21 protein-coding genes are annotated in these 23501 nt (G+C 54.7%); 18 read left to right on the forward strand and 3 right to left on the reverse strand.

What is annotated here, in order from left to right; genetic code table 11:
- The first annotated feature begins 6 nt into the window (after positions 1-6).
- The 10 genes from ACFIOZ_RS01455 (at position 7) to ACFIOZ_RS01500 (ending at position 13027) form a co-directional block, all read left to right on the forward strand.
- Positions 7-1926, forward strand: coding sequence for an alkaline phosphatase D family protein (locus tag ACFIOZ_RS01455; protein ID WP_386081747.1), 1920 nt, complete (start codon positions 7-9; stop codon positions 1924-1926).
- A 158-nt stretch (positions 1927-2084) separates the two neighbouring features.
- Positions 2085-3842, forward strand: coding sequence for a bifunctional diguanylate cyclase/phosphodiesterase (locus ACFIOZ_RS01460; RefSeq protein WP_386081749.1), 1758 nt, complete (start codon positions 2085-2087; stop codon positions 3840-3842).
- Between the two features lie 115 nt (positions 3843-3957).
- Complete coding sequence (phnD, locus tag ACFIOZ_RS01465; RefSeq protein WP_088702148.1) at positions 3958-4923, forward strand: phosphate/phosphite/phosphonate ABC transporter substrate-binding protein; 966 nt, start codon at positions 3958-3960, stop codon at positions 4921-4923.
- A gap of 77 nt (positions 4924-5000) precedes the next feature.
- The gene (phnC, locus tag ACFIOZ_RS01470; protein ID WP_386081751.1) at positions 5001-5861 is read left to right on the forward strand and encodes a phosphonate ABC transporter ATP-binding protein; all 861 of its coding nucleotides are present in this window, start codon (positions 5001-5003) and stop codon (positions 5859-5861) included.
- Positions 5858-6676: a phosphonate ABC transporter, permease protein PhnE gene (gene phnE, locus ACFIOZ_RS01475; protein WP_386081753.1), complete on the forward strand. Its 819-nt coding sequence runs from the start codon at positions 5858-5860 to the stop codon at positions 6674-6676. The genes phnC and phnE (ACFIOZ_RS01475) overlap by 4 nt, the downstream gene beginning before the upstream one ends.
- 61 nt (positions 6677-6737) lie before the next feature.
- A complete protein-coding gene (gene phnE / locus ACFIOZ_RS01480; RefSeq protein WP_386081755.1) occupies positions 6738-7553 on the forward strand; it encodes a phosphonate ABC transporter, permease protein PhnE in 816 nt (271 codons plus the stop codon).
- 53 nt (positions 7554-7606) lie between these two features.
- The gene (locus ACFIOZ_RS01485; RefSeq protein WP_386081757.1) at positions 7607-8236 is read left to right on the forward strand and encodes a histidine phosphatase family protein; all 630 of its coding nucleotides are present in this window, start codon (positions 7607-7609) and stop codon (positions 8234-8236) included.
- A 65-nt stretch (positions 8237-8301) separates the two neighbouring features.
- Complete coding sequence (locus tag ACFIOZ_RS01490) at positions 8302-8814, forward strand: C40 family peptidase (protein ID WP_386081759.1); 513 nt, start codon at positions 8302-8304, stop codon at positions 8812-8814.
- A 236-nt stretch (positions 8815-9050) separates the two neighbouring features.
- Positions 9051-11003, forward strand: coding sequence for a nitrate- and nitrite sensing domain-containing protein (locus ACFIOZ_RS01495; protein ID WP_386081761.1), 1953 nt, complete (start codon positions 9051-9053; stop codon positions 11001-11003).
- Positions 11004-11221: 218 nt separating this feature from the next.
- On the forward strand, positions 11222-13027 hold the full coding sequence (locus ACFIOZ_RS01500) for a putative bifunctional diguanylate cyclase/phosphodiesterase (protein ID WP_386081763.1): 1806 nt from the start codon (positions 11222-11224) through the stop codon (positions 13025-13027).
- Here ACFIOZ_RS01500 and ACFIOZ_RS01505 read toward each other — a convergent pair.
- On the reverse strand, positions 13024-13662 hold the full coding sequence (locus ACFIOZ_RS01505; protein ID WP_386081765.1) for a putative metalloprotease CJM1_0395 family protein: 639 nt from the start codon (positions 13660-13662) through the stop codon (positions 13024-13026). The genes ACFIOZ_RS01500 and ACFIOZ_RS01505 overlap by 4 nt on opposite strands.
- A gap of 138 nt (positions 13663-13800) precedes the next feature.
- Between ACFIOZ_RS01505 and ACFIOZ_RS01510 the strand changes: the two genes are divergently transcribed.
- From ACFIOZ_RS01510 to ACFIOZ_RS01530, 5 genes are all read left to right on the forward strand, one after another.
- Entirely contained in the window at positions 13801-14025 is a 225-nt protein-coding gene (locus ACFIOZ_RS01510; RefSeq protein WP_386081767.1) for a DUF2835 family protein, read from the forward strand.
- A 10-nt stretch (positions 14026-14035) separates the two neighbouring features.
- Positions 14036-14440, forward strand: coding sequence for a hypothetical protein (locus tag ACFIOZ_RS01515; RefSeq protein ID WP_386081769.1), 405 nt, complete (start codon positions 14036-14038; stop codon positions 14438-14440).
- 123 nt (positions 14441-14563) lie between these two features.
- Complete coding sequence (locus ACFIOZ_RS01520) at positions 14564-15139, forward strand: antibiotic biosynthesis monooxygenase (RefSeq protein ID WP_386081772.1); 576 nt, start codon at positions 14564-14566, stop codon at positions 15137-15139.
- A gap of 172 nt (positions 15140-15311) precedes the next feature.
- The gene (locus tag ACFIOZ_RS01525; RefSeq protein ID WP_386081774.1) at positions 15312-15983 is read left to right on the forward strand and encodes a glutathione S-transferase; all 672 of its coding nucleotides are present in this window, start codon (positions 15312-15314) and stop codon (positions 15981-15983) included.
- Between the two features lie 9 nt (positions 15984-15992).
- On the forward strand, positions 15993-17831 hold the full coding sequence (locus ACFIOZ_RS01530; RefSeq protein WP_386081775.1) for a putative bifunctional diguanylate cyclase/phosphodiesterase: 1839 nt from the start codon (positions 15993-15995) through the stop codon (positions 17829-17831).
- Positions 17832-17917: 86 nt separating this feature from the next.
- Here the strand turns inward: ACFIOZ_RS01530 and nhaD are convergent, their stop codons facing one another.
- On the reverse strand, positions 17918-19396 hold the full coding sequence (gene nhaD / locus ACFIOZ_RS01535) for a sodium:proton antiporter NhaD (RefSeq protein WP_386081778.1): 1479 nt from the start codon (positions 19394-19396) through the stop codon (positions 17918-17920).
- Positions 19397-19894: 498 nt separating this feature from the next.
- On the opposite strand from nhaD, the gene ACFIOZ_RS01540 reads away from it, so the two are divergent.
- Positions 19895-20872 (forward strand): TAXI family TRAP transporter solute-binding subunit, encoded by a 978-nt coding sequence (locus ACFIOZ_RS01540; protein WP_386081779.1) that lies wholly within the window; start codon positions 19895-19897, stop codon positions 20870-20872.
- A 42-nt stretch (positions 20873-20914) separates the two neighbouring features.
- Here the strand turns inward: ACFIOZ_RS01540 and ACFIOZ_RS01545 are convergent, their stop codons facing one another.
- Positions 20915-21871: a calcium/sodium antiporter gene (locus ACFIOZ_RS01545; protein WP_386081781.1), complete on the reverse strand. Its 957-nt coding sequence runs from the start codon at positions 21869-21871 to the stop codon at positions 20915-20917.
- A gap of 368 nt (positions 21872-22239) precedes the next feature.
- Between ACFIOZ_RS01545 and ACFIOZ_RS01550 the strand changes: the two genes are divergently transcribed.
- Entirely contained in the window at positions 22240-22446 is a 207-nt protein-coding gene (locus tag ACFIOZ_RS01550; protein ID WP_007111857.1) for a cold-shock protein, read from the forward strand.
- Positions 22447-22674: 228 nt separating this feature from the next.
- Complete coding sequence (locus tag ACFIOZ_RS01555) at positions 22675-23400, forward strand: metal-binding protein ZinT (RefSeq protein WP_386081782.1); 726 nt, start codon at positions 22675-22677, stop codon at positions 23398-23400.
- Positions 23401-23501 lie beyond the last annotated feature (101 nt).

The raw sequence follows: 23501 nt of genomic DNA on the forward strand, positions 1-23501 counted from the left end.
CACCGAATGAATCGCATCGATACGCTGCCCGATATAGTCGCCGGCCCCCTATTAAGACGCATCAGCGCTGCACGGCTGGTACTTTGGCTCGTCGCCACTCGGCCACTGAACATGAAACTGGTGCTGCGCCCAGGGCACGCCGATAGCCAGTCAATAGGCCTAGCGCACCACCAGCAGTGCATTCCCATCGGCCAGCGGGCCTTTATCTACCTAATCGATTGTGAGCTTGGGTCAGCGCTGCCCTGCGACGAGCGTATTGAGTACGACCTGCAGGTCGAAACCCAGCAGGGCGAGTGGCGCTCACTGCCCGAGTGGGCGCCGTGGCTCTGTTATGACGGTGCCGCCTATCCCGCCTTTGTGGTTGCCTCGCGCCATCACCGCCTAATGCACGGCTCCTGCCGCAAGCCTCATCACGCCAGTGCCGATGGCCTGGTGCGCGCCGACAGCTGGCTTGCTGAGCAGCAGTCAGCCCCCACCGAGTGGCCCGCTTGGCTGTTGATGACCGGTGACCAGGTGTACACCGACGACGTGGCCGGGCCGATGCTACGCGCCGTGCATGCGCTGATTGAGCGGCTAGGGCTGGTGGATGAGTGGCTGGAAGGTGCGACTGTCGACGATAGTCAGGCGCTCTACCGCTCGCCGGATAGCTACTACCGGCGTGCTGAACTGTTGCCGGATGTGACCAGCAACGCGGCCCTGCGCGAGCGCTTCTTTGGCGGTGTCAAAAAGCCCGTGTTTACCTCGGCGAATGCCCATAACCACCTAATGACGCTGGCTGAAATGCTCGCCATGTACTGCCTGGTGTGGTCGCCGGTGCCCTGGCAAGTGATTGCCCCTGAAGCGCCTGCCCTTGATGAAAAAGATGCCGAACTCTATCGTCAGGAGAAGGCGGTGATCGATACCTTCGCTGAAGGTTTGCCCCAGTGCGCGCGGGTAATGGCGCACCTGCCCAGCCTGATGATCTTCGATGACCACGACGTTACCGACGACTGGAACCTAACTGCCGACTGGGAGCGCGCCGCCTACGGACATCCGTTCTCTAAGCGTATTATCGGTAACGCCTTGGTGGCCTATCTGCTCTGCCAAGCCTGGGGTAACGATCCGGATAAATTGAACCCATTAGTCCATCATGCCTCGACCCTGCTGGGTGAGGGCGACCAACCGCTAGCCTGCGCTGAACAGGATGGGTTGATTGAGCGGCTGCTACGCTTTCAGGGCTGGGAGTTTCAGGTGCCCGGCACCCCTGCGCTGATAGTGCTGGATACCCGCACCCGGCGCTGGCGCAGCGAACGCAGCCCGCACCGGCCGTCAGGCTTGATGGACTGGGAGGCGCTAATGGAGATGCAGCAGGCGCTAATGGGGTTCAAGAGCGCGGTGATTGTCTCTCCCGCGCCGATGTTTGGTGTCAAGTTGATAGAGGGAGTTCAAAAGCTGTTCACCCTGGTGGGTAAGCCGCTGGTGGTGGATGCTGAAAACTGGATGGCCCACCGCGGGGCAGCCAATACGCTGCTGCAGATTTGGCAGCACTCCAAGACCCCAGGCAACTATGTGATTTTATCTGGAGATGTGCACTACTCGTTTGTCTACGACATTTTGGTACGTCGGCGAAAAAGCGCTCCTCATCTGTGGCAGATTACCTCCAGCGGCATCAAGAATACGTTTCCCAAGCAGCTACTCAATACCTTTGATCGGCTCAACCGTTGGCTCTACGCGCCGTGGTCACCGCTTAACTGGTTCACCAAGCGCCGTAAGCTAAGCGTTCACCCCCGTGATCCCGATCGCGCCAGCGCCGGTGAACGGCTGTGGAATGCCAGCGGCATTGGCTTAGTGACCCTTGACGAGAAAGGCCGCCCGATCAACATCCGTCAGCTCGACGCTGACGGCAGCGAGGTTCTCTTTCCTGCTCCCGAGAGGATCCTTTCATGACCTCTGTTTAGCGCCAACTGCCTGACGCCCTTGATGTTTGTCATGATAGCGTCACAAAAATGACGCACGCTTGCAGCTTATCAACAGCCTCCAGGGACGGTGACACATCATCGACACCACCGCTGGTGATTAGGGTGGCAGCAGAGGGCAGCAGGCAAATGACCGCACAAGAAGCGCAGTGGCTAAAAAAGATCATTGCACAAGAAGAGTTGCATGTGCTTTTTCAGCCCATTGTGGATGCCAGCCAACAGGCGATTTATGGCTACGAAGCACTGATCCGAGGGCCTAAAACCTCGCCGCTGTACTCCCCGTTACGTTTGTTTGAGGTGGCTACCCAGGCCGGGAAGTTAGTCGAGTTAGATTTGCTTTGTCGGCGCCTCGCCATACAGCGTTTTGCAGAGCTCGACCTACCCGGTTTGCTGTTTCTTAACGTGATGCCGCTGACGATTGTGGAGCGCGACTTTCGCGAAGGCTTAACCCTTGGCTTTATTCGTGACAGCGGTTTGCCCCCAGAGCGGGTGGTGATCGAACTCACTGAACATGTGCCTATCCATGACTATGAACTAATGCGCCAGGCGGTGGATCACTACCGCACCATGGGCTTCCAGGTGGCGCTGGATGATCTCGGTGCCGGGCACTCAAGCCTGCGCCACTGGTCTGAGCTGCGCCCCGATTTCGTTAAGCTCGATCGCCACTTTATCTCCGGCATCGACCAGGATCCTGCCAAGCGAGAATTCCTACGCTCGATCCTCGATGTGGCCCGTAGTCTGGATTGCCAGGTCATTGCCGAAGGCGTGGAGACCGCCGCCGAGCATCTCTGCTTGTGGGAACTCGACCGCGGCCTCGCGCTGCTGCAAGGTTTCTATTTTGCTCGACCCACCCAGCAGCCGCCGTTGGAACTCAACATGCTGCTGCCGGCGACCACCCATTTAAAAAGTCCCGCTGGCCGCACCGCCCGCTCAATTTTGCGGACTACCGAGGCCATCACCACGGATTGCGCTGTGCCGTATATCTCCGAACGTTTTCGTCAACAGCCCAGCTTGCGCTGTGTGGCCGTGCTGGAGAATGGCAAGCCCGTAGCGGTGGTGCGCCGCAATGCATTTTTAACCCTGTTTACCAACCCCTACAGCCATTCACTTTATGCCAAGCGCCGTGTGCTGGACGTTGCTGATGCACGCATGCTGGTGGCTGAAGCAGATACGCCGCTGGAGATTTTGAGCCAGAAGCTGACCGATAGCCGGGATATCGAGCAGGAGGACTTTGTTATCGTTAAGGCTAACGGTGACTACCTGGGCATGGGCAATATCGTTGACCTACTACGTGAAATTACTGCCATTCAGGTGCGTCAAGCCCGCCACGCCAATCCGCTGACGGGCTTGCCGGGCAATATTCTGATTAATGAAACCCTGGCCGCCTATTTAGCTGCAGAGCGCGGGTTTGCCGCGGCCTACGTTGATTTGGATAACTTTAAAGCCTTTAACGACGCCTATGGCTACGCCCGCGGTGACCACATCATTATTTCGCTATCGCGGCTGCTGCAAGCCCAGGTAGAGAACGCCGGGGGATTTATCGGCCATATTGGCGGTGACGATTTCATGATGCTGCTGCCGCTTGAGCACTGGGAAAGTGTTTGTAAGCAAATTCTGCACTCATTCGAGGTGATGGCCCCGGGTTTCTACGAAGAGGCTGACCGCCTTCAGGGCGGGATTCATATCGAAAACCGACAAAATAGACTGACGTTTTACCCTTTTGTCAGTGTCTCGATTGCGGTGAAGCCCATCCCCGATGCGACCAACTGTCAATCGCTGGATATAGCGGGTGAACTTTCCGAGCTGAAGCATCAAGCCAAAAAAATCCCTGGCAATAGTCTGTTCGTGGAGCGTCGCGGCCGCGATGCTGCTCAAGCCACACATTAAAGATGCCTGCTTAAAAACGTCACGAAGTGGTCATATAAGTGCCCCATTTTTGTCATCTGGACTCGTCAGGATGTTGTCATCTTTTAACAACTCTACAGAACGCTACAGGTGACCCATGCAAACATTATCCCTCTCCCGCACGTTAATCAGTGCCGCCGTTGCCAGTGCCTTCGCCTTGGCCGCTGTAAACGCCTCTGCGGATCTTTCATCACGCTATGTGGATAATGATGGCGATATGATCGCCGATGTTCCCAGCGACGAGTCACAGTGGGTTGACCCGGATACCCTGGTGTTTGCCTATACCCCGGTTGAAGATCCCGCGGTTTACGCGGATGTCTGGTCTGACTTTCTGGATCACCTGAGCGAAGCCACCGGTAAAAAAGTCCAGTTCTTTCCGGTCCAGTCCAACGCTGCCCAGCAGGAAGCGCTGCGCGCTGGCCGCCTGCACGTCGCTGGCTTTAATACCGGCGGCGTACCGGTGGCGGTTAACTGCGGTGGCTTCCGTCCCTTCGCCATGATGGCCGCTGAAGATGGCAGCTTTGGCTACGAGATGGAGATCATCACCTACCCAGGAAGCGGCATTGAAGACGTTGAAGACTTGCAGGGTCGCCAGCTAGCGTTTACCTCCGAGACTTCCAACTCTGGCTTCCGCGCCCCGTCAGCGTTGCTGCGCTCTGAGTACGGCATGGAAGCGGGCGAAGATTTCGAGACCGCTTTTTCGGGCTCCCACGACAACTCAATTCTCGGCGTGGTCAACGAAGACTACGACGCGGCGGCGATTGCTAACTCCGTGGGCAAGCGAATGATTTCCCGCGGTGTGGTGAACGAAGGTGATTACGACATCATCTACACCTCACAAACCTTCCCCACCACCGCTTACGGGCTGGCGAATAACCTGAATCCGGAACTTGCCGAGAAAATTCAGGATGCGTTCTTCAGCTACGACTGGGAAGGCACTGCCCTCGAGTCAGAATTCGCCAACTCCGGCGAAGCACAGTTTATTCCGATTACTTATCAGGAAAACTGGGAAGTTATTCGCACCATCGCTGACGCCAACGGCGTGACCTACGACTGCGATTAATCTCTAAGCAGCACCCCAATACGATCGGCCAGGAGGGCAACCTTCTGGCCGAACCGCTATGTAGATGAGGCACTTCCATGTTGACACTCACCGGCGTTGGCAAACGTTACCCTACCGGGGATCGAGCGCTGACGGATATTGAACTCACGCTGCCCAAAGGCCAAGTGCTGGCGCTGATTGGCCCCTCTGGCGCGGGTAAAAGCACGCTAATTCGCTGTGTTAACCGGCTGGTTGAGCCTACCCAGGGCAGCATTCGTCTGGACGGCACGGAGCTGACGAAGCTTTCGGGGCATAAGCTGCGTCACGCCCGCCGCTCCATGGGCATGATTTTCCAAGAGTATGCGCTGGTAGACCGCTTAACCGTGATGGAGAACGTACTCTCGGGTCAGCTCGGTTATGTGGGCTTTTGGCGCAGCTTCCTGCGCCGCTACCCGCAGGAGGCCGTGATTGAAGCCTTCCGTCTATTGGAGCGAGTGGGGCTGCCGCATGCCATTGATAAACGCGCCGATGCCCTGTCCGGTGGCCAACGCCAACGGGTGGGTATCGCCAGGGCGCTCCTGCAAAGTCCCAAGCTGTTGCTGGTGGATGAACCTACCGCCAGCCTTGACCCAAAAACTTCCCGCCAAATTATGCGTTTGATTCGCGAGCTATGCGCAGAGCGCGAACTGGCGGCGATCATCAATATTCACGACGTGGCCCTGGCTCAGCAGTTTGCCGATCGTATTGTCGGCCTGCGCGCGGGAGAGATCGTTTTTGATGGCCTGCCCAGCGAGCTCGACAGCGAGATACTCACCACGATCTATGGCGAAGAGGAGTGGGACACCACGCCTGAGCCAGTGGACGATGAAGTCAGCGGTGATGAAGCGACTAACACTGCCCCGTTTAATCCTCCCTACGCGCGGGTGATGTCGACCATTGAAGCGGGAGCGACACGATGAACGAGCAGGCACGCCAGCAGTCGGCGCAGCGCGGTCAGTGGCGGCGTCTACCGCTAATTGAAAGCCCTCGCTTGCGCTGGGGGCTAGCCATCGGCGCGGTGGTGTATCTGTTTTTAGCGCTTGCCTCGGTAGAGGTGAACTGGGCGCGGGTAGCGGAAGGCGCAGGCCGGGCGGTTAATTTTTTAGGCGCCTTTATGCAGCCAGACTTTGTCAGTCGCTACGACGATATCGTTGCGGGCTTGCTGGAAAGTTTGACCATGACACTCACCTCCACGGTACTGGGTGTGCTGCTGGCGATACCCGTAGGCTTAGGCGCGGCGCGAAATATCTCACCGCTGCCGATCTACTTTGTGTGTCGCGGGATTATTGCCGTTTCGCGCACCTTTCAGGAGATCATCATCGCCATTCTGTTTGTGGTGATGTTCGGCTTTGGGCCCTTTGCGGGCATGATCACCCTGGCTTTCGCGACAATTGGCTTTATGGCCAAGCTGCTGGCGGAAGATATCGAAGACTTGGATTGGCGTCAGGTGGAAGCGGTGCGTGCCACCGGCGCCAGCTGGTGGCAGACCATGAATCACGCCGTGCAGCCCCAGGTGATGCCGCGTTTGATCGGGCTCTCTATGTACCGGCTGGATATCAATTTCCGGGAGTCCTCGGTAATCGGCATTGTCGGCGCAGGCGGTATTGGTGCTACGCTGAACACCTCACTGAGCCGCTATGAGTACGACACCTCCGCGGCGATTCTGCTGATCATTATCGCTATCGTGCTGCTATGTGAATATAGCTCTAGCCATGTTCGCCGCTGGACTCAGTAAATGCTGATTCAGTAGCTTCTGGTTCAATAATTTCTGGCCCCTTAATTTGTCGAGAGTTTAAATGCCTGTTTCCACTACACCCCAGGGTCAGCCAGTTTGGCAGCGGCGTACTACCCGCGCTCAATGGTTGCAGTACCTGGCTTGGCTGGCGGGTGTCAGCCTATTTCTGCTCTGCTGGAAGATGATTTCCGACAACACTATGTGGGTATTTGTGGAAGATGCCGGTCGCCAGGGAGCAGACTTGATCAGCCGCATGACCCCTCCCAAGTGGGGCTACGCCAGTGTGCTCTGGAAGCCCATGTGGGACACCATCAATATCGCTACGTTGGGCACCGCGCTAGGGATTATGATGGCGTTTCCAGTGGCATTTTTAGCCGCCCGTAACACTACGCCGCATCCGCTGGTGCGCAGCGCCGCCCTGGTCATCATTGTCTCCTCGCGCTCCATTAATTCGCTGATTTGGGCGATGCTGCTGGTGACCATTCTCGGCCCTGGCGTGCTGGCAGGGATTATCGCCATTGCCCTGCGCTCCATCGGCTTTGTGGGCAAGCTGCTTTACGAAGCGATTGAAGAGATACACCCCACCCCCGTCGAGGCGATTAGTGCGACCGGCGCAAGCCGGCTGCAGGTGATGAACTATGGCGTACTGCCCCAGGTGATGCCTGCATTCGCGGGGATTAGCGTTTACCGCTGGGACATTAATATTCGCGAGTCGACGGTATTGGGCTTGGTGGGCGCAGGCGGTATCGGTCTGCAGTTGAATGCCTCGATCAATAGCCTCGCCTGGAATCAGGTTAGCGTTATTTTTATTATGATTTTCGCTACTGTATTGGTCTCCGAGTGGATCTCTGCACGGGTTCGTCACGCCATTATTTAACTGAATTATTTAACTGAATTATTTAACTAAATTTAGCCACCCAGGAGGCGAGTATGCGTTTTCCCGACGCGGAGATCACGACGATTGATTTACTGCGCCACGGTGAACCGATAGGTGGCCGTATGCTGCGCGGCTCCACCGATCACCCGTTGAGTGAAACCGGCTGGCAGCAGGTGACCGATGCGGTAATGCGGCAGACGGTCGACGGGCATCTGCCCTACGATGCGATCGTGACCTCGCCGTTAACACGCTGCCGCGAGTTTGCCCTGTGGCTGGGCGAAGAGTTTGATCTGCCCATTCAGGTGGAGGAGGCTTTTGCCGAGCTGCACTTGGGGCGATGGGAAGGCAAAACCCACGCCCAGGTGTTTGCCGAAGAGGGCACCGAGCGAATGAGTGCGTTTTGGTACGACCCTGCCTCGGTGTCTCCCCCCGGCGGTGAAACCCTGCAAGCCTTTGATGCTCGCCTGGGCGAGGCCTGGCAGCAGCTATTAAGCCACCCACCTGGCCAGCATGTGCTGGTGGTGGCGCACCTGTTTGTCTGCAACGGGCTGCTGCGTCAGGTGATCGAGCAGCCGCTTTCGCGGGTATTAACAATGGACTTACCCTACGCGGCCATGAGCCGGGTGCGTCATGAGCGCCACGCGCTGGGCGCAACCAGCTTTGTGGAGTGGATCGGCCGTTAATCATTGGCGGCTAGGCAGGCTTTGCGCCATCATGAAGGCAAGCGGGTTTATCGGAGCGGTTGTCCATGATATCGGTTCGTCTGTGGCTTCTACCTTGCGGGTTGGCTCAATTGGGAAGGTGTCTGCTTACCTGCCTGTTCATACTGATGCTGGCGGGTTGTGCCAGTCGCGAACTGACCCCCATTGAGGCACCGCCTAACCGCGCAGGTCTCTCAATGGAGCGCGCGTTGATTCTCTCCCATGCTCAGCAGGCTATTGGCACACCGTATCGCTTTGGGGGAAATACGCCCGATGGTCTGGACTGCTCTGGCTTAGTGGAAATGACCTACCGGGCGGCGGGAATTCGCGTACCGCGTACCGCCGATGAGCAGTTTCGCGCTTTGCCACCCGCTAACGCCCCACGCCCCGGAGATCTGCTTTTCTTTGGCGACCGTCGCAAAGCGACCCACGTCGGAATTTATCGTGGCAATGGCCAAATGATTCATGCCCCCGGCAATGGCCGTGCAGTGGTTAGCGTACCGTTAGAGATCGATTACTGGCAGGCGCGCTTTTTGGGTGCCGCCAGTCCCGCGCCTTAAGGGGCGCCCCTCTCAGTCGTTTGTTCCGTCAGGTCTTATGACGTGGGTCAATAACAGCCCCTAAAGACGCCCTATACTCACGCCGCCTTGCCATTATTTTATCTACTAAAGTTAATCGTATTTAATAATAGGGCAAAGTGCGGCAGACTTAGCTAAAACGCGTCAACTGATGCGGACAATAATACTCGAGCATGCCGCTTACCTCCCCAATGACGCTAAATGTTTGAGGTTAAGCCATGAAAACTATCGTTAACCGCATGCCTATGCGGTTTAAATTTACCATTGTACTGCTGCTGCCGTTGCTGGCTCTGGCGTGGTTTGCCGCTCAAGGTATTATGGAGCGGCGTGGGGCAGTCCAGGAGTTTGAGCGTCTTCACTCCCTGACCCAACTAGCCCAGCTTGCTGGGGATGCCGTACATCAAATGCAGCTTGAACGGGGCATGACCGCCGGCTTTCTTGGCAGCGAAGGTGCAACCTTTGGCAACCGGCTAAGCGAACAGCGGCCCAACACGGATGCAGCCGCTAAAGCGTTTCAAACCCAACGCGATAACTTGGATCAAGCGCTGCTGTCCCCCGCTATAATGCAACAACTCAATGCGATTGATGCGCAGTGGCAGCGCCAGGCGCAGCTGCGTAAGCAAGTCGATGAACTAAATATTACTATGGGCGATGCGCTAAGCCACTACACGGGCGTCAATGGTCAACTTATGGCCTTTGTGGGCACGCTGTCGCATCTAACCAGCGAAGGGAATATTGCACGCCAGTTAAGCGCTTACTACCAGCTGCTGGAAGCCAAAGATTTAGCCGGCATTGAACGGGCGCTGCTGGCGAATGTCTTTGCCGCTGACGGCATGACCGACGCTACGTTGCGTCGTTTCTTATCGCTGCTTGGCGAAGAGCAGGCCTTTCTGGGTAGTTTCCGTGTTTTGGCTGGTGGAGAGAGCCGTAGCCAACTGGACGAGGCATTGAGCGGTGCTGATATTGAGCGTCTCTTGGAGCGGCGGGAGTTGGCGATCAGTCAAGCCCAGACGGGCGGCTATGGCGTCGACCCCGAACAGTGGTTTGAGTGGCAAACGGTCAAAATTGCACGCCTCAAGTCCTTAGAGAATCAGGTGGCCAACGCGGTCGTATCGGAAACCGTAGCCCTGCGTGAGTCAGCGCAATGGGCACTTTGGCAGTACGCGGTTATTGCGCTGGTGGCCAGCTTGATGGCGATTATCGCAGCCGCGCTGATAGTGCGTGCGATTACCCAACCGCTCAACCAGGCGTTGGTAAACATCGCCAACCGCGGTAACGATTTAACCCAGCGTCTGGCAGTCCCCGGTAGCGATGAGTTGTCGCAGCTCTACCTGGCGTTCAATGCATCATCAGCGGTGACCGAGGCGCTGGTGGCTGATGTAAAGCGCAACGCGCAGTCGGTGGCGGTGGCCAGCAATCAGATGGCGCAGGGTAATCAGGATCTTGCCCAGCGGACAGAAGAGCAGTCTGCCTCACTGGTGCAAACCGCGTCGAGCATGGAGCAGATCACCGCGACGGTGCGGCAGAGTGCAGAAAACGCCCAGCAGGCTCAGCACATGGCAGGCGATGTGGCTCATCAGGCGAAAGAAGCCACGCAGGTAGCGTCACAAGCTCAGCAGGCGATGCAACTTATCCTGCAAGCCAACGAGCAGGTGACGAGCATTGTGGCGACTATTGACAACATCGCCTTCCAAACCAACCTGTTGGCGCTAAATGCCTCGGTTGAAGCGGCGAGAGCCGGTGAACACGGGCGTGGTTTTGCAGTGGTCGCCGATGAAGTGCGTAAATTGGCTAGTCGTAGTGCCCAGGAGGCCAGTCAGATTCGCCACTTGATCGATAATAATGCGACTAAAATTTCCGAAGGTGAAAACCTGGTCACGTCGACCAACGATACGCTAGGGCGAATCGCCCAGAGTGTGGAAAAAATGGCCAGCTTGGCCGATGAAATGGCTTCGGCCACCCATGAGCAGTCGGCGGGGATTGAACAAATCAACCGTGCCATGGCCCAGTTGGAAGACGTGACCCAGCAAAATGCTGCTCTGGTTGAGGAAATGGCGGCAGCGAGTCGCTCCCTGGATGATCAGGCGGATGATATGACCAGTAAAGTGAGCGATTACCAAGTGCGCGATACGGCGCAGATCACCCAGCACTTAGCCCTCTCTCCCGCGTAGCTTGTTACCGTTATATTGACGGCATCGCCTTAACTTATTTCCTCGTCAGCCGATAAGGTACTTTGCAGCGCAAAGTACCTTCGCCGTCATACGGTGTTATTATGACTAGCAATACCACTGTCTTCATAATAACGACTCTATTTACCTAATAACGGCTCTATATAACAACGAATTTATATGGCGAAGGCTCTATAAAATGATGAGGAGAGCAAAGACGTATGTATAAATCCTCGAAGGTATCGCAGGAACAGTCTTTGTCTCAACAGTACTCCCAGCCAACATCTTCACTGCCAAGCTCGAACACGATGCCGACAGCATCCGTCAGCCAAACAGTGTCGCCCGCTGAATCGGTATTTTGCTATGCCAATGAGGCGATCATTATCACCGATGCGGAAAATAGGGTGGTGGAGGTCAACCCCGCTTTTTGTGAATTAACGGGGTTTACCCAGGGGGATGTAAAGGGCAAAACGCCGGAAGCATTCAGCATTTTACCGCTGGATGATAGCCGCACCACGCGTTTGATGCGTGAAGAATTTCAGTTGCGTGACCGCAGTAAAAGCCAGGTGAGCTACCGTAGCCACGATGGCCAGTTTTATCCGGGGATGATGTCGATTAATCGCGTGCGCAATGAGCATGGGGATATCGGTCACCATGTGATCGTGCTGGCAGATCTTTCGGCCATTCCTGCTCATGCCCGTCACCTTAATCGGGAAGTCTATTTCGACGCCCTAACCGGGCTCCCCAATCTGCAACTGTTGACGCAATTGATTCACGAGTCGATGCAGCATGCAGATGCCAAGCAGCTACCCTTGGCGGTCTGCTCGCTCGATATCGATTTTTTCAAGAATATCAATGACCGTCTTGGCGCCACCGTGGGGGATGCGCTGCTCTCATCTTTTTCCCAGCGTATAAGTCATCTGCTATTTGGAGATGATGTGCTTGCGCGTGTTGGGGGCGACGAGTTTGTGCTGTTGCTCCATCATGTCGTAGACGACGATTTTTTTGAGAAGCTGCTAGCCTCTATCCGCCAGCCGCTAATGATAGAGGGGCAGAGTATCCACCTGACGGCCAGCCTGGGAGTGACGTTCTACCCCAATGACCACGTGCAGGGCGATCTGCTGTTACGCCATGCCAATCAGGCGATGTACCGCGCCAAGCAGCGTGGCCGCGATACCTTTCACTTGTTTGACCCAAACCATGACCGCTTGCTGCAGGTGCGTCATGAGCAGCGGCAGCGTTTTATTGATGCCCTCAATAACCATGAACTGCGCCTCTATTATCAGCCCCAGGTCGATATGCGCAGCGGTCGAGTGGTTGGCCTAGAGGCGCTGATTCGTTGGCAGCACCCGGAAGAGGGGTTGCTTGCGCCGGGGCAGTTTTTACCCATCATTGATACCACGCCGTTGGAAGTGGAGCTTGGCGAGTGGGTCATTGAGCAGGCGTTGCGCCAGTTGTCTATATGGCAGGCTCAAGGTATCGCGCTACCCATCAATGTGAATATAAGCCCTACGCATCTGTTAGTGAGTAATTTTAGTCAGCGCCTGAGTGAGCTCCTGGCACGCCACCCCAATGTACCGCCAGCGATGCTCAAACTCGAAGTACTGGAGAGTGCGGCGATGCATGATATCCAGGCTGCACTGCAAAATATGTCGCGCTGTCAGTCACTAGGCGTGAGCTTTGCTATTGATGACTTTGGCACCGGGTTTTCGTCGTTAACGCACCTGCGGCAGCTGCCGGTCAGCCTGATCAAAATTGACCAGAGCTTTGTCCGCGATATGCTCAGCGACCAGGACGATATGGCGATTGTAGAGAGCGTCATTTACATGGCGAACCGCTTTAAGCGACCTATGCTGGCGGAGGGGGTAGAAACCTTAGAGCATGCCAAGGCCTTGATGGCGCTGGGGTGCGAGTTAGCCCAGGGCTATGGGATTGCCCGCCCTATGCCCCCCGAGGCGCTACCTGCCTGGTTGGCGAATTGGCCTAGGCGCGAAGAGTGGAACTCCCTCGCAGAGGCGAACCCTTAAGCGGCTAACTCACCAGCGGCTGATCCATCCGCAGAGGGGGTGGCAGTGGAGGGTGTCGTCGCAGCGCCGTCGCTGCGGGCTTGCTCCATTTCACTGCGCAGCATGGATGCTTCCAGCTTGGCCTCAAGCAGGTACTGGCGCGCTTGGGCGGCCACTTGGTAGTCTTTTGGCGAGGGATCCGCAGGCGCCATGGCCGCGGCAATCACGGTCTGCATTTTTTCGATCGTCGCTTGGGGGTCATTGGGCACCGGGCCATAATCGATCGGCACTTCGCCTGCTACCGCGTAGCGTTTGCCATCAGGGCCGACTTCATATTCGTAGCTGGCACCGCCCGCATAGGCGCCGCCCACTGTTTGGTGGGCCATCTCATGCTGGCGTACTTCGCGGTCTGTCTGTTTAAGCTGTTCGAGTAGCTGAATCTCTTCCGGTGCCATGGGCGTGCCGTCTGCCCGTTTGGGGCCGGCAGCTTCGCTGTTTTCATCGCTACTGCTGGTAGCGTTGGGATCATCGGCTTTCGTCGTCTCTTCTTCAGACGCACGGCCTCTGGCTGCCTGCTCAACGCGCGGTGACGTCGCATTGGCTGCCGGATACGCCCAAGCAGCAGCGGGAACGGTGCTCACAGAAGAAACGACCATAGAGAATTACCGACTAAGAATGAGTTGGGATACCATGAAGTATTAGCGAGGGAGGCTGACAGCGCAAGTTCGTCGGCACTTTTTTGACATGATGACGGCCGATACCCATTTTGTTCCAGCGCAGTGCAGCCCAGCTCTATGCAAACGATTGATGTGATTATTAATCTTAATTATGATGAGTGTTTGGCTCATTATGAGGGGCGCATTGCCCACGTACGTGCCCGCAGTGTGGATGGTCGCTGGGTAATATTTCCCGCCGAGGCAATTCGGCGCATAGTCGGTCGTGACGGTGTGCACGGTATCTATCGATTAAGTTTTTCTGAGCAGGGCCGATTGATTAGCATTAACTCCATAACCGAATAATGAGCTGCCTATGCACCACCATGGAACACCGATCACCTTAAATGTCCTCATTTATTCCATCATTCCCAATCTAAACAGTGCTGAAAAGTTAGTTTTCTCTACCCTGGAAAGCTTGATTGAGACCGCGACAAACCCTTTGGACATACTTAAACGCACCGATCAGCGTCAGGCGTTTGGTTTGGAGATACATCGTATACGCATCAACCTGGAGCATTTGCTAAGCCGCTACCGGACGGAGCTCGATGCCGTGCTACGCAGCGAAGGTGAATATACCGGCCCGGTAGTAGAACCCGACCCCCAAGAGGCCGATGCCATTCGTAGCGCAGTGGATATCTATATTCATGTATGTGCCTTTCAACGCGGGGAGCGTCCCAACCCCGTGCCTGGACATGACTCTAAGTTGGGCAAGCCGTAAACATTCACACCTGGCATCAACATTGCTTGTATAATGTGGCCATTCTGGCTTTCAGGGTTACCCCCTTGAAAGCAAACAGCCTGCCTACCCGGCGCTGGCTGTGGACACATTTGGAGATATACCATGTCTGCCTCACCTGTCACATTGATGGTGGCTCGTCGCGTTGAGCACGGCCGCTACGCTGATTTTAATCGTTGGCTTAACGAAGGGCGTGAACTGGCCGCCGATTTTGCAGGCTACCTTGGCTCCGGCGTATTGGCGCCACCGGCTGACGACGATGAGTACCAAATTATTTTCCGCTTTAGCAGTAGCGAAACCTTAGCCGCTTGGGAGCACTCCGCCTCACGCCATGCCTGGCTGGCGCGCGGCAAAGGCTTATACGAAGCGCCCCACGAGCACCGGGCCACCGGGTTGGATGCGTGGTTTCAAGCCGGTAGCAGTGCACCGCCGCGCTGGAAGCAGGCCGTGGCGGTTTGGCTGGCTTTCTTTCCTATCTCGCTGATCTTTCAATTTGTATTCGGCGGTGTTTTGGCCGATTGGGCACTAGTGCCGCGGGTAGTGGTGAGCACTCTAATGCTCACGCCTGTGATGGTGTTTGTGTTTATTCCACTCTCTATGCGTTTACTAGCGCCCTGGCTGCAGGGAAAGTGGTCACCGCTGGATCTGCTGGCGCGTTGGCGTCACGCTCACCGGTCATAACGTAACTGATTAATAAGCTTGCTTTTGTTCGCGCTTCTATAGTGATCCACGCTGCGTTGATACTATTGATCCTATGATGATGGGCTTTATGGTACTAAGCTAAATGTGCCTATAGAAAAGGATAAGTGTCGCCAGTGCAATGCTGGCGTACAACTCAGCCCACGGAGTGTTTATGATTCACGTTCACCATCTGGAAAAGTCTCGTTCGCACCGCATCCTGTGGCTGCTTGAAGCCCTTGAGCTGGACTATGAATTGGTGGTTTATCAACGCGATGGCAAAACACAGCAAGCGCCAGAGTCGCTGAAAAAAATCCATCCACTGGGTAAATCTCCGGTGATTACCGATGGTGATTTCACTGTGGCGGAGTCTGGAGCGATCATTGATTACCTTCTGCAGCGCTACGGGCAGGGCCGCTGTCAACCCTCTTCGGATGCTATGCCTGAGTGGGTGGATTACCGCTACTGGTTGCACTATGCCGAAGGGTCACTCATGCCGCTGCTGGTGATGCAGCTGGTATTTAGCCAAATTCCCAAACAGTCCCCCTGGCTGATAAAGCCACTGGCTAAGGGAATTAGCGATACGGTAAGTAAGCGCTTCTTAGCGCCTCAGCTTAGGCGGCATCTCACTTTTATTAATCAGCACCTGTTGGCGCAAAGCAGTTTTGGCGGGCCGTGGCCCAGCGGCGCTGATATGCAAATGAGCTTTCCGCTCCAGGCAGTGGCCGCCGTACAGTCACTGGAACAGTATCCTGCCATAGCCGCTTTTTTGTCCCGCATTGAGCAAGACGCCGCTTGGCAGCGAGTGGTAGAGCGGGCAGGCCCGCTTACCATACCTGGTCAGTGACCAGTCGCTATGTACTATTTCGCCTCGTCTGCAGCTCTTCCGCTGGAGCTTCTACGCAGCATTGACGACTATTTGGGGCGTTGGGGTATCGCCTTGCTGCTTGTTTTTCTCCTTTTGGCGCTGCTGGGCAATCTTTTGCTTAAGCGGCGTATGCAGCATAATCGGGCGCTACTTCAGTCCAATAAAGAGATGCTGGCGACAATTCTGGATAGCGTCGATGCGTTTATTTATATCAAATCTCCCACCTTAGAGTACCAATACGTTAATCGCCGCATAAGCGAGCTATTCGGCCTGCCGCCCGACAAAATTATCGGTAAGCGTGATGAGGCTTTTTTTGATGCTGGAAGCGCCGCTGAAATCAAGCAGATTGATCGCAACGTATTGGCATCAGGTAAAAAAGTGACGGTAGAGGAGAGTAATGTCTTGCAAGGCGAAAGCCGGGTAAGAACCTTCTTATCAATTAAAATGCCGCTTTCCATGTCACCCGGTGCAGCCCCTTGCTTGTGCGGTATATCGACCGAACTGACTGATTATCTGGAAATGCAGTCGCGCACCCACTACCTGGCCTTCTATGACTCGCTGACCGGGCTGCCCAACCGGCGGCTGCTGATGGATTCCTTAACGGCCGCTATTGCCCATGAAGAGTGGGCCGCGTCCTATAGCGCTGTCATGGTGATTGATCTGGATAATTTCCGCTTAGTGAACGATATCCAGGGCCATGACAGTGGTGATCAGCTATTAATTAGCGTTGCCGAACAGCTACGCCAGCGGCTTGACGCAGAGGAGACGCTGGCGCGTTTTAGTAGTGATGAGTTTGTGGTGCTGATCAATAACCTGGGCGAGCAACAGGCGAATGCAGCGCTAAAGGTCGAGCGTGTGGCGCGCCAACTGTTGGAGACGATTGCGCAGTTAAGCAGCAGCCATTCGTTACCGATCAGTGCCAGTATTGGTATTTCACTGTTTACGGGAGGAGGTGAGCACAGCATGGATAGTGTGCTGCAACAGGCTGATATGGCGTTGCAGCAGGCTAAAAGCGCAGGCGGTAATGGGCTGTGCTTTTTTAATACGGATATGCAGACCAGTGTACTGGAAAGAGCTAGCTTAGAAGCCGACCTGCACAAGGCGCTTGAGCGCAACGAGCTGGCGCTGCATTACCAGGTACAGGTTGACCATCAGGGCGTAACCATCGGCGTAGAAGCCTTACTGCGCTGGTTTCATCCTCAGCGTGGCTGGGTGCCTCCCGCGACGTTTATTCCGCTTGCGGAGGAGAATCGGCTGATTGTGCCGATCGGTTATTGGGTGATGCGCTCAGCCTGCGAACAGTTGGCGAAGTGGTCACATCAAGCCGCTTATGCACCGCTAAGTATCTCCGTCAATGTAAGTTCAGTGCAGTTTCAGCAGCCGGAGTTCGTGCGTGATGTTGAAGAGCTGTTGGCTGAAACCCAGGCACCGCCGAACCGCTTGGTACTCGAAGTCACAGAGAGCCTGTTGATGCAAGAACCGGTTAGAGTCCGCAACACGATGTTGCAACTGCGGGCTAAAGGGATTCGTTTTGCATTGGATGACTTTGGCACGGGCTACTCATCGCTGAGTTATTTGAAGCGATTGCCGCTGGATGAGTTAAAAATTGATCAATCGTTTATTCACGAGCTGCTTACCAACAAGACAGACGCCGCGATTGTCGATACCACCATTCTACTTGCAGTGAGCTTAGGCTTGACAGTGGTCGCGGAAGGGGTGGAGAAAAAAGAGCAGCTTGATTGGTTAAGAGGCCACGGCTGCTACCGCTATCAAGGCTATCTACTTGGCCGCCCGACCCCGATTGAGTATCTCTTCGAGAGCTATTAAGCGTTTATAACAACCCCCCTTTCCAGCACGCTGAAAAGGGGGAAGTTAACGGCTATCAACTTGTCTGGCTTAGCTGAGCGATTGGCTTAACTGAACAGGGCAAAGCTGTCGGCGTTAAGCCACATATGAACCAAAATACTGGCGATGTAGCCGAGCAGAATAACCGGCGACCAGCGCAAGTGGCCCATAAACGTATAGGAACCCCTTGCCTGGCCCATTACCGCCACGCCTGCCGCGGAGCCAATCGATAACAAACTACCCCCGACACCAGCGGTTAAGGTAATCAGCAGCCACTGGCCATGGGACATATCTGGTTCCATGGTCAGCACCGCAAACATTACCGGAATGTTGTCTACCACGGCCGAAACGACACCCAATACGATGTTGGCGGCGGTGGCGTTCCAGCCGGTATACAGCGCTTCGGACAGCAAGCCGAGATAGCCCATAAAGCCCAACCCGCCAACGCACATTACCACCCCGTAGAAGAACAGCAGGGTGTCCCACTCGGCCCGCGCCACGCGGTTAAACACATCGAATGGCACCACGCCACCCAATTGCTCAAGCTTCTTGTTGTCGCCACGACGGCTATAGCGTTCGCGCTTGCGCTCCAAGGAGCGGGGCAGGCTGCGGCGCAGGTAGTAACCAAAGAACTGCAAGTAGCCTAGGCCGGTCATCATGCCAAGCACCGGGGGAAGGTGGAGCACAACGTGACACAACACGGCGGTGACAATCGTCAGTAAAAACAGCAGCACAATGCGCCGAGCGCCACGCTTTAGCCACACATCTTCATAAACGCTGGAGGGTTTTTCATCCTTGATAAACAGGCTCATGATGCAGGCGGGAATCAGGAAGTTGACCAGGGCGGGGAAGAAAAGAATGAAGAACTCCTGAAACTCCACCATGCCCGCTTGCCATACCATTAGGGTGGTAATATCGCCAAAAGGGCTAAACGCGCCCCCGGCGTTGGCAGCCACAACGATATTGATGCAAGCCAAGTTAATATAGCGCTGGTCGCCTTCGGCCACTTTGGTTACCACGGCACACATCAACAGCGCGGTAGTGAGGTTGTCGGCAATCGGTGAGAGTAAAAAGGCGAGGCCGCCGGTTAGCCAAAACAGTGTGCGGTAGTTGAAGCCCTTGCGCAGCATCCAGGAGCGCAGCGCATCAAAGACACGGCGCTCTTCCATGGCGTTGATATAGGTCATGGCCACAAGTAAGAACAGCATCAGCTCGGTGAACTCCAAAAGCGTAACGCGGAAAGCGTACTCGGACGTTTCCGACATGCCGTTTTGGACATACACCCAGCCGATGAGGCTCCAGATAATACCGGCTGCTACTAACACCGGTTTAGACTTGCGCATATGGATCTTTTCTTCCGCCATGACCAGCGCATAGGCCAGGACGAAGACCGCTACAGCGAAAAAGCCCACTGTAGAGCTGGTTAGATCCAACTCACCGGTCACTGCGAAAGCACTTGGACTTACGCCTAATAGTAAGGCCGCTAACAAAAAAAGCCAGCGACGATATAATCGAGGCTGGCGAGAGGGTTGGCACAACGTAGGCATGTGACGTTCTTCCTCATGGTCAAGTTGTCAGGAGTGGTGTAAAAACGGCCTTATTTTATCAGTCTATATTGCGCCGCAATACCTTATTAAAACGAACGAAAGGAGTTCTTCTTAAGGTAATAGCATCTTTTTTTAGGAAATTAATCTTTTAGGTAATGGTAAAATCTTTAGTATTAGTTTTATAAAAAAGCTAACAGTGGGTTTGGAATTATACTATTGCCGCATAGCATTATTGAATAAGATTCATAATTTATATCTTTTTTAGCTAATGTTTGTTTTGAAAATATTTACCTGGATTGGGGCCGTGAGTGAAGGAAGGTCGGAGAGTGAAGACAGGGGCGAAAGTGCCCACCTGAGGTCAGTCGTGCTATGTTTAGACGCGCCACGCTCCCACTCAGACTGAAAAGTTTGTCCACTAAGCGTTTGCTCAAAAACAGCGGGTGACGATAAAACGAGGCCTGTCAGCCACGGCCATTGGATACGCTAAGGAGTAACACGATGCGCAACCCCTTCTCCTCCCAGTGCCGCGCGCTTGGTACATCCATAGCGACGCTGGCTCTTTTATGTGCCGCTTTCGATATCCAGGCTGAAACTCGTGTGACCTATAAGTCAGCCGCGGCGGGTACGGCCTACTACCTAATGGGCGTAGAGCTCTCTGATGCCATTCGCGAGGGGACTGACGAAGCCATTATTCTCACCCTGGAAGAGAGCCAGGGTTCTATACAAAACGTGATGGAAGTATCGGCTCGCCAAGGCAATTACGTGTTTACCTCTCCGGCCGTTTTAATTGAACAGGCGATGGCCGGCGAGGGGGCGTTTGCAGAGCACCCGCACCCTCGTTTCCAGGAGATCCGAAGCCTGTTCCCACTGCCCTCGATGACCATGCACTTTGTACTTGCAGGCGATAAAGGCAGCATCGATTTTTCCGCACTGGAAGGTAAGCATATACTCATTGGACGTGGCACCTTTAGTGCCCGTGAGGCCACTCGGTACCTGACGTTGTTTGGCCTGGAAGGCCGCGTACGAATCGCGGATGCGGCGATTAATAGCGGGCCTGATGCGATCAAAAACGAACAGATTGATGGTTTTGTTACCGCAAGTGCCTATCCCTCTCCCAGTGTGCTTGAGGCGGCCAGCAGTCTGCCTATCTCGTTGGTCAGCCTGACCGACGAACAAATTGAGCAAACCGGGGCGTCACGCCAAACGATACCCGGCGGCACTTATCCTGGCATCAACAACGATGTCCATACGACGTCGCTCCCCGTGATTGCCTACACCACAACCGCGATGGACGAAGAGACCGCCTATACGCTCACCAAAACGTTTTGGGAGCATCATGAAACCCTGGCGGAGGACGCCCCATGGTGGAGCAGTATTAGCCCCGAAAGGCTGGCAAACATGGCCGATACACTTCACCCAGGGGCGCTGCGTTACTATCAGGAAGCGGGGAGCGAGATATCTGACGCTTTGCGCTAGCTTTTTTAGCTCCCCGATAACCGGCCTACAAAGCAACTTACTTCAAAAAATCGTAAAGCTTAACGCTATATAAGCGGCGTAGCCTGCGAGCAGCACGGCTCCTTCCCAGCGAGACAGGCGCATACCGGTATACAAAAACAGCACCAGTATGCCCGCAGCACCCAGCATTACCCACTGGTCAAACAGGGCCACGCGTGGCGCAAGGGGCAGCGGCTGTAAAAACGCGGAGATTCCCAGAATGCCTAACAGGTTGAAAATATTGCTGCCCAAGATATTCCCAACGGCAACATCCGCATGACGGCGCAACGCAGCAATCACCGACACGGCCATCTCCGGCAGTGAGGTACCCACAGCGACGATGGTTAAGCCAATCACCGCTTCGGAAATACCCATAGCCTGGGCCAAGCCAATGGCGCCGTATAAGAGCAGCTGTGACCCGCCAATCAACATGCCCAAGCCAATTACCAGGGCTACGGCGACCATCCACCCTGTGGTGGGCAGTTTGGTCATCTCCTCCGCTTCTGAAGCGTGCATCTCCGCGGCAGGAATGTGGTGGCGGCTCTCACTTATATAGGCCCAAATAAGATAGCCGACGAGCCCCGTTATAAAAATCCCTGCATCAATGCGTCCTAGCGCACCGCCGAGGGAGAGTCCAATAAACAGCAGGCTAGCCAGCACCATCACCAAGCCATCTCGGCGTAGCGCTAATGGTTGAACGACCATCGGGCAAATAACGGCGCACATGCCCAAAATCAATAAAATATTGCCGATATTACTACCCACGATGTTGCCAACCGCAATGTCAGGCTGCTGGTTAATCGCGGCATCAATTGAGACCACAAGTTCAGGGGCCGAGGTGCCAAAACCAACCACCACCAACCCTGTGAGCAGTGGCGAAACGCCCACTCGTCGCGCCCCAGCCACCGCGCCGCGAATGAGCGACTCACCGCCGAGGGTCAAAAGGGCGATACCGGCCAATAAGCTAAGTCCGTATAGCATGTTCAAACCTCTTCAAAATTGCTCGCCAGGCCGCGAATGACAGGGGTTTGCCGGGTGAGCCAAACGCGCCAGGCGCGTCAGATTAGTAGTGCCTAGCTCTTAGGCAAGATTAAGGCTATTTGTAGTAATTTGCGCGATATTTAAATGACGATGAAAGCAGATCAGCAAAATAAAAAACATAAAGGCTTTGACCTGCTGTGGTCTACGTGGCAGGATGCCCGCAGTTAGTAAGTTAGCAAGCAAGCATGGTTCCAGAAACATTCGAATTCTTTCGGTAGTCTGTAATTGTATTCCTTGTTCTACTCACTATTTATCTGGGTAATACCAGGATTTCTACAATTCGCGACTTGCGAAAAGGATTTAATATCATGGCAACTGGCACAGTTAAGTGGTTCAACGATTCTAAAGGTTTTGGCTTCATCGCACCGTCTGACGGCAGCGACGACGTTTTTGCTCATTTTTCTGAAATTCAGTCTGATGGCTTCAAAACTCTGCCTGAAGGCGCTAACGTCTCTTTTGACGTTACCCAAGGTCAGAAAGGCCTTCAAGCTTCAAACATCAAGCTGCTTTCTTAATCCTAGCGATTATTTAAGTTCTCGAATCGTTTAGATTCGATGATCGGGCCCCGCTTTGGCGGGGCTCGATGCGTTTGCGCCTGTTAAAAAGTGTTTCCTCCCTTTAGGCGTACCTTCTGTGTGCTGGAGTCAGGTTGAGATAAGAATGGGTTTGATTGATGTGATGTTATAATATACCTTTATGGCGAAGATGCATTATTTTGCAATCGGCAAAAGGAGAGATCGGATATGACAGCATTGCCACTTAAGGGCGCCAGCGTATTGGTATTGAGTGCTTTGATACTAACAGGCATTCAGAGCGTTAACGCCAGCGATCATGACCATGAGCATGATCACGACCATACTCATAGCGACCACGACCACGACCACGACCACGACCACGACCACGACCACGACCACGACCACGACCACGACCACGACCACGATATCTATTCAGGCTATTTTGATGATGATCAGGTTAAGGATCGTGCGCTTTCTGATTGGGAAGGCGATTGGCAGTCCGTTTATCCCTACCTGCAAGACGGCACCCTCGACGAAGTGTTTGCGCACAAAGCAGAACATGGTGACAAGACGGCTGAAGAGTACAAAGCGTACTACGACACCGGGTATCAAACGGATGTTGAGCGTATCGTCATTGACGGAAGCAGCGTCACCTTCTTTGAGAACGGCGAAGAGAGAACAGGCGAATACCAATACGATGGCTATGAAATTTTAACCTATCAAGCGGGAAATCGCGGCGTACGGTTTATTTTCGAGTTGGAAGAAGCGTCCGACGATCTGCCCCAATATATCCAGTTTAGTGACCACAGCATTTATCCCACCGATGCTCATCACTATCATCTCTACTGGGGTGATGATCGCGAAGCCCTATTAGAAGAAGTCACCCACTGGCCGACGTATTACCCATCGTCGCTGAGCGGTGAGGAGATTGTTGAAGAAATGGTAGCGCATTAAGCTGCATCGTTTGATACGAATACACCTCCAAATACTTTCGTGTCACTCTTCAGAACAAAATCAAAGCGCTGGCCAGATGCCAGCGCTTTGCTTTCTCACCA

This window comes from Vreelandella sp. F11, from assembly GCF_042466685.1.
In the GTDB taxonomy this organism is placed as follows: Bacteria; Pseudomonadota; Gammaproteobacteria; order Pseudomonadales; family Halomonadaceae; genus Vreelandella.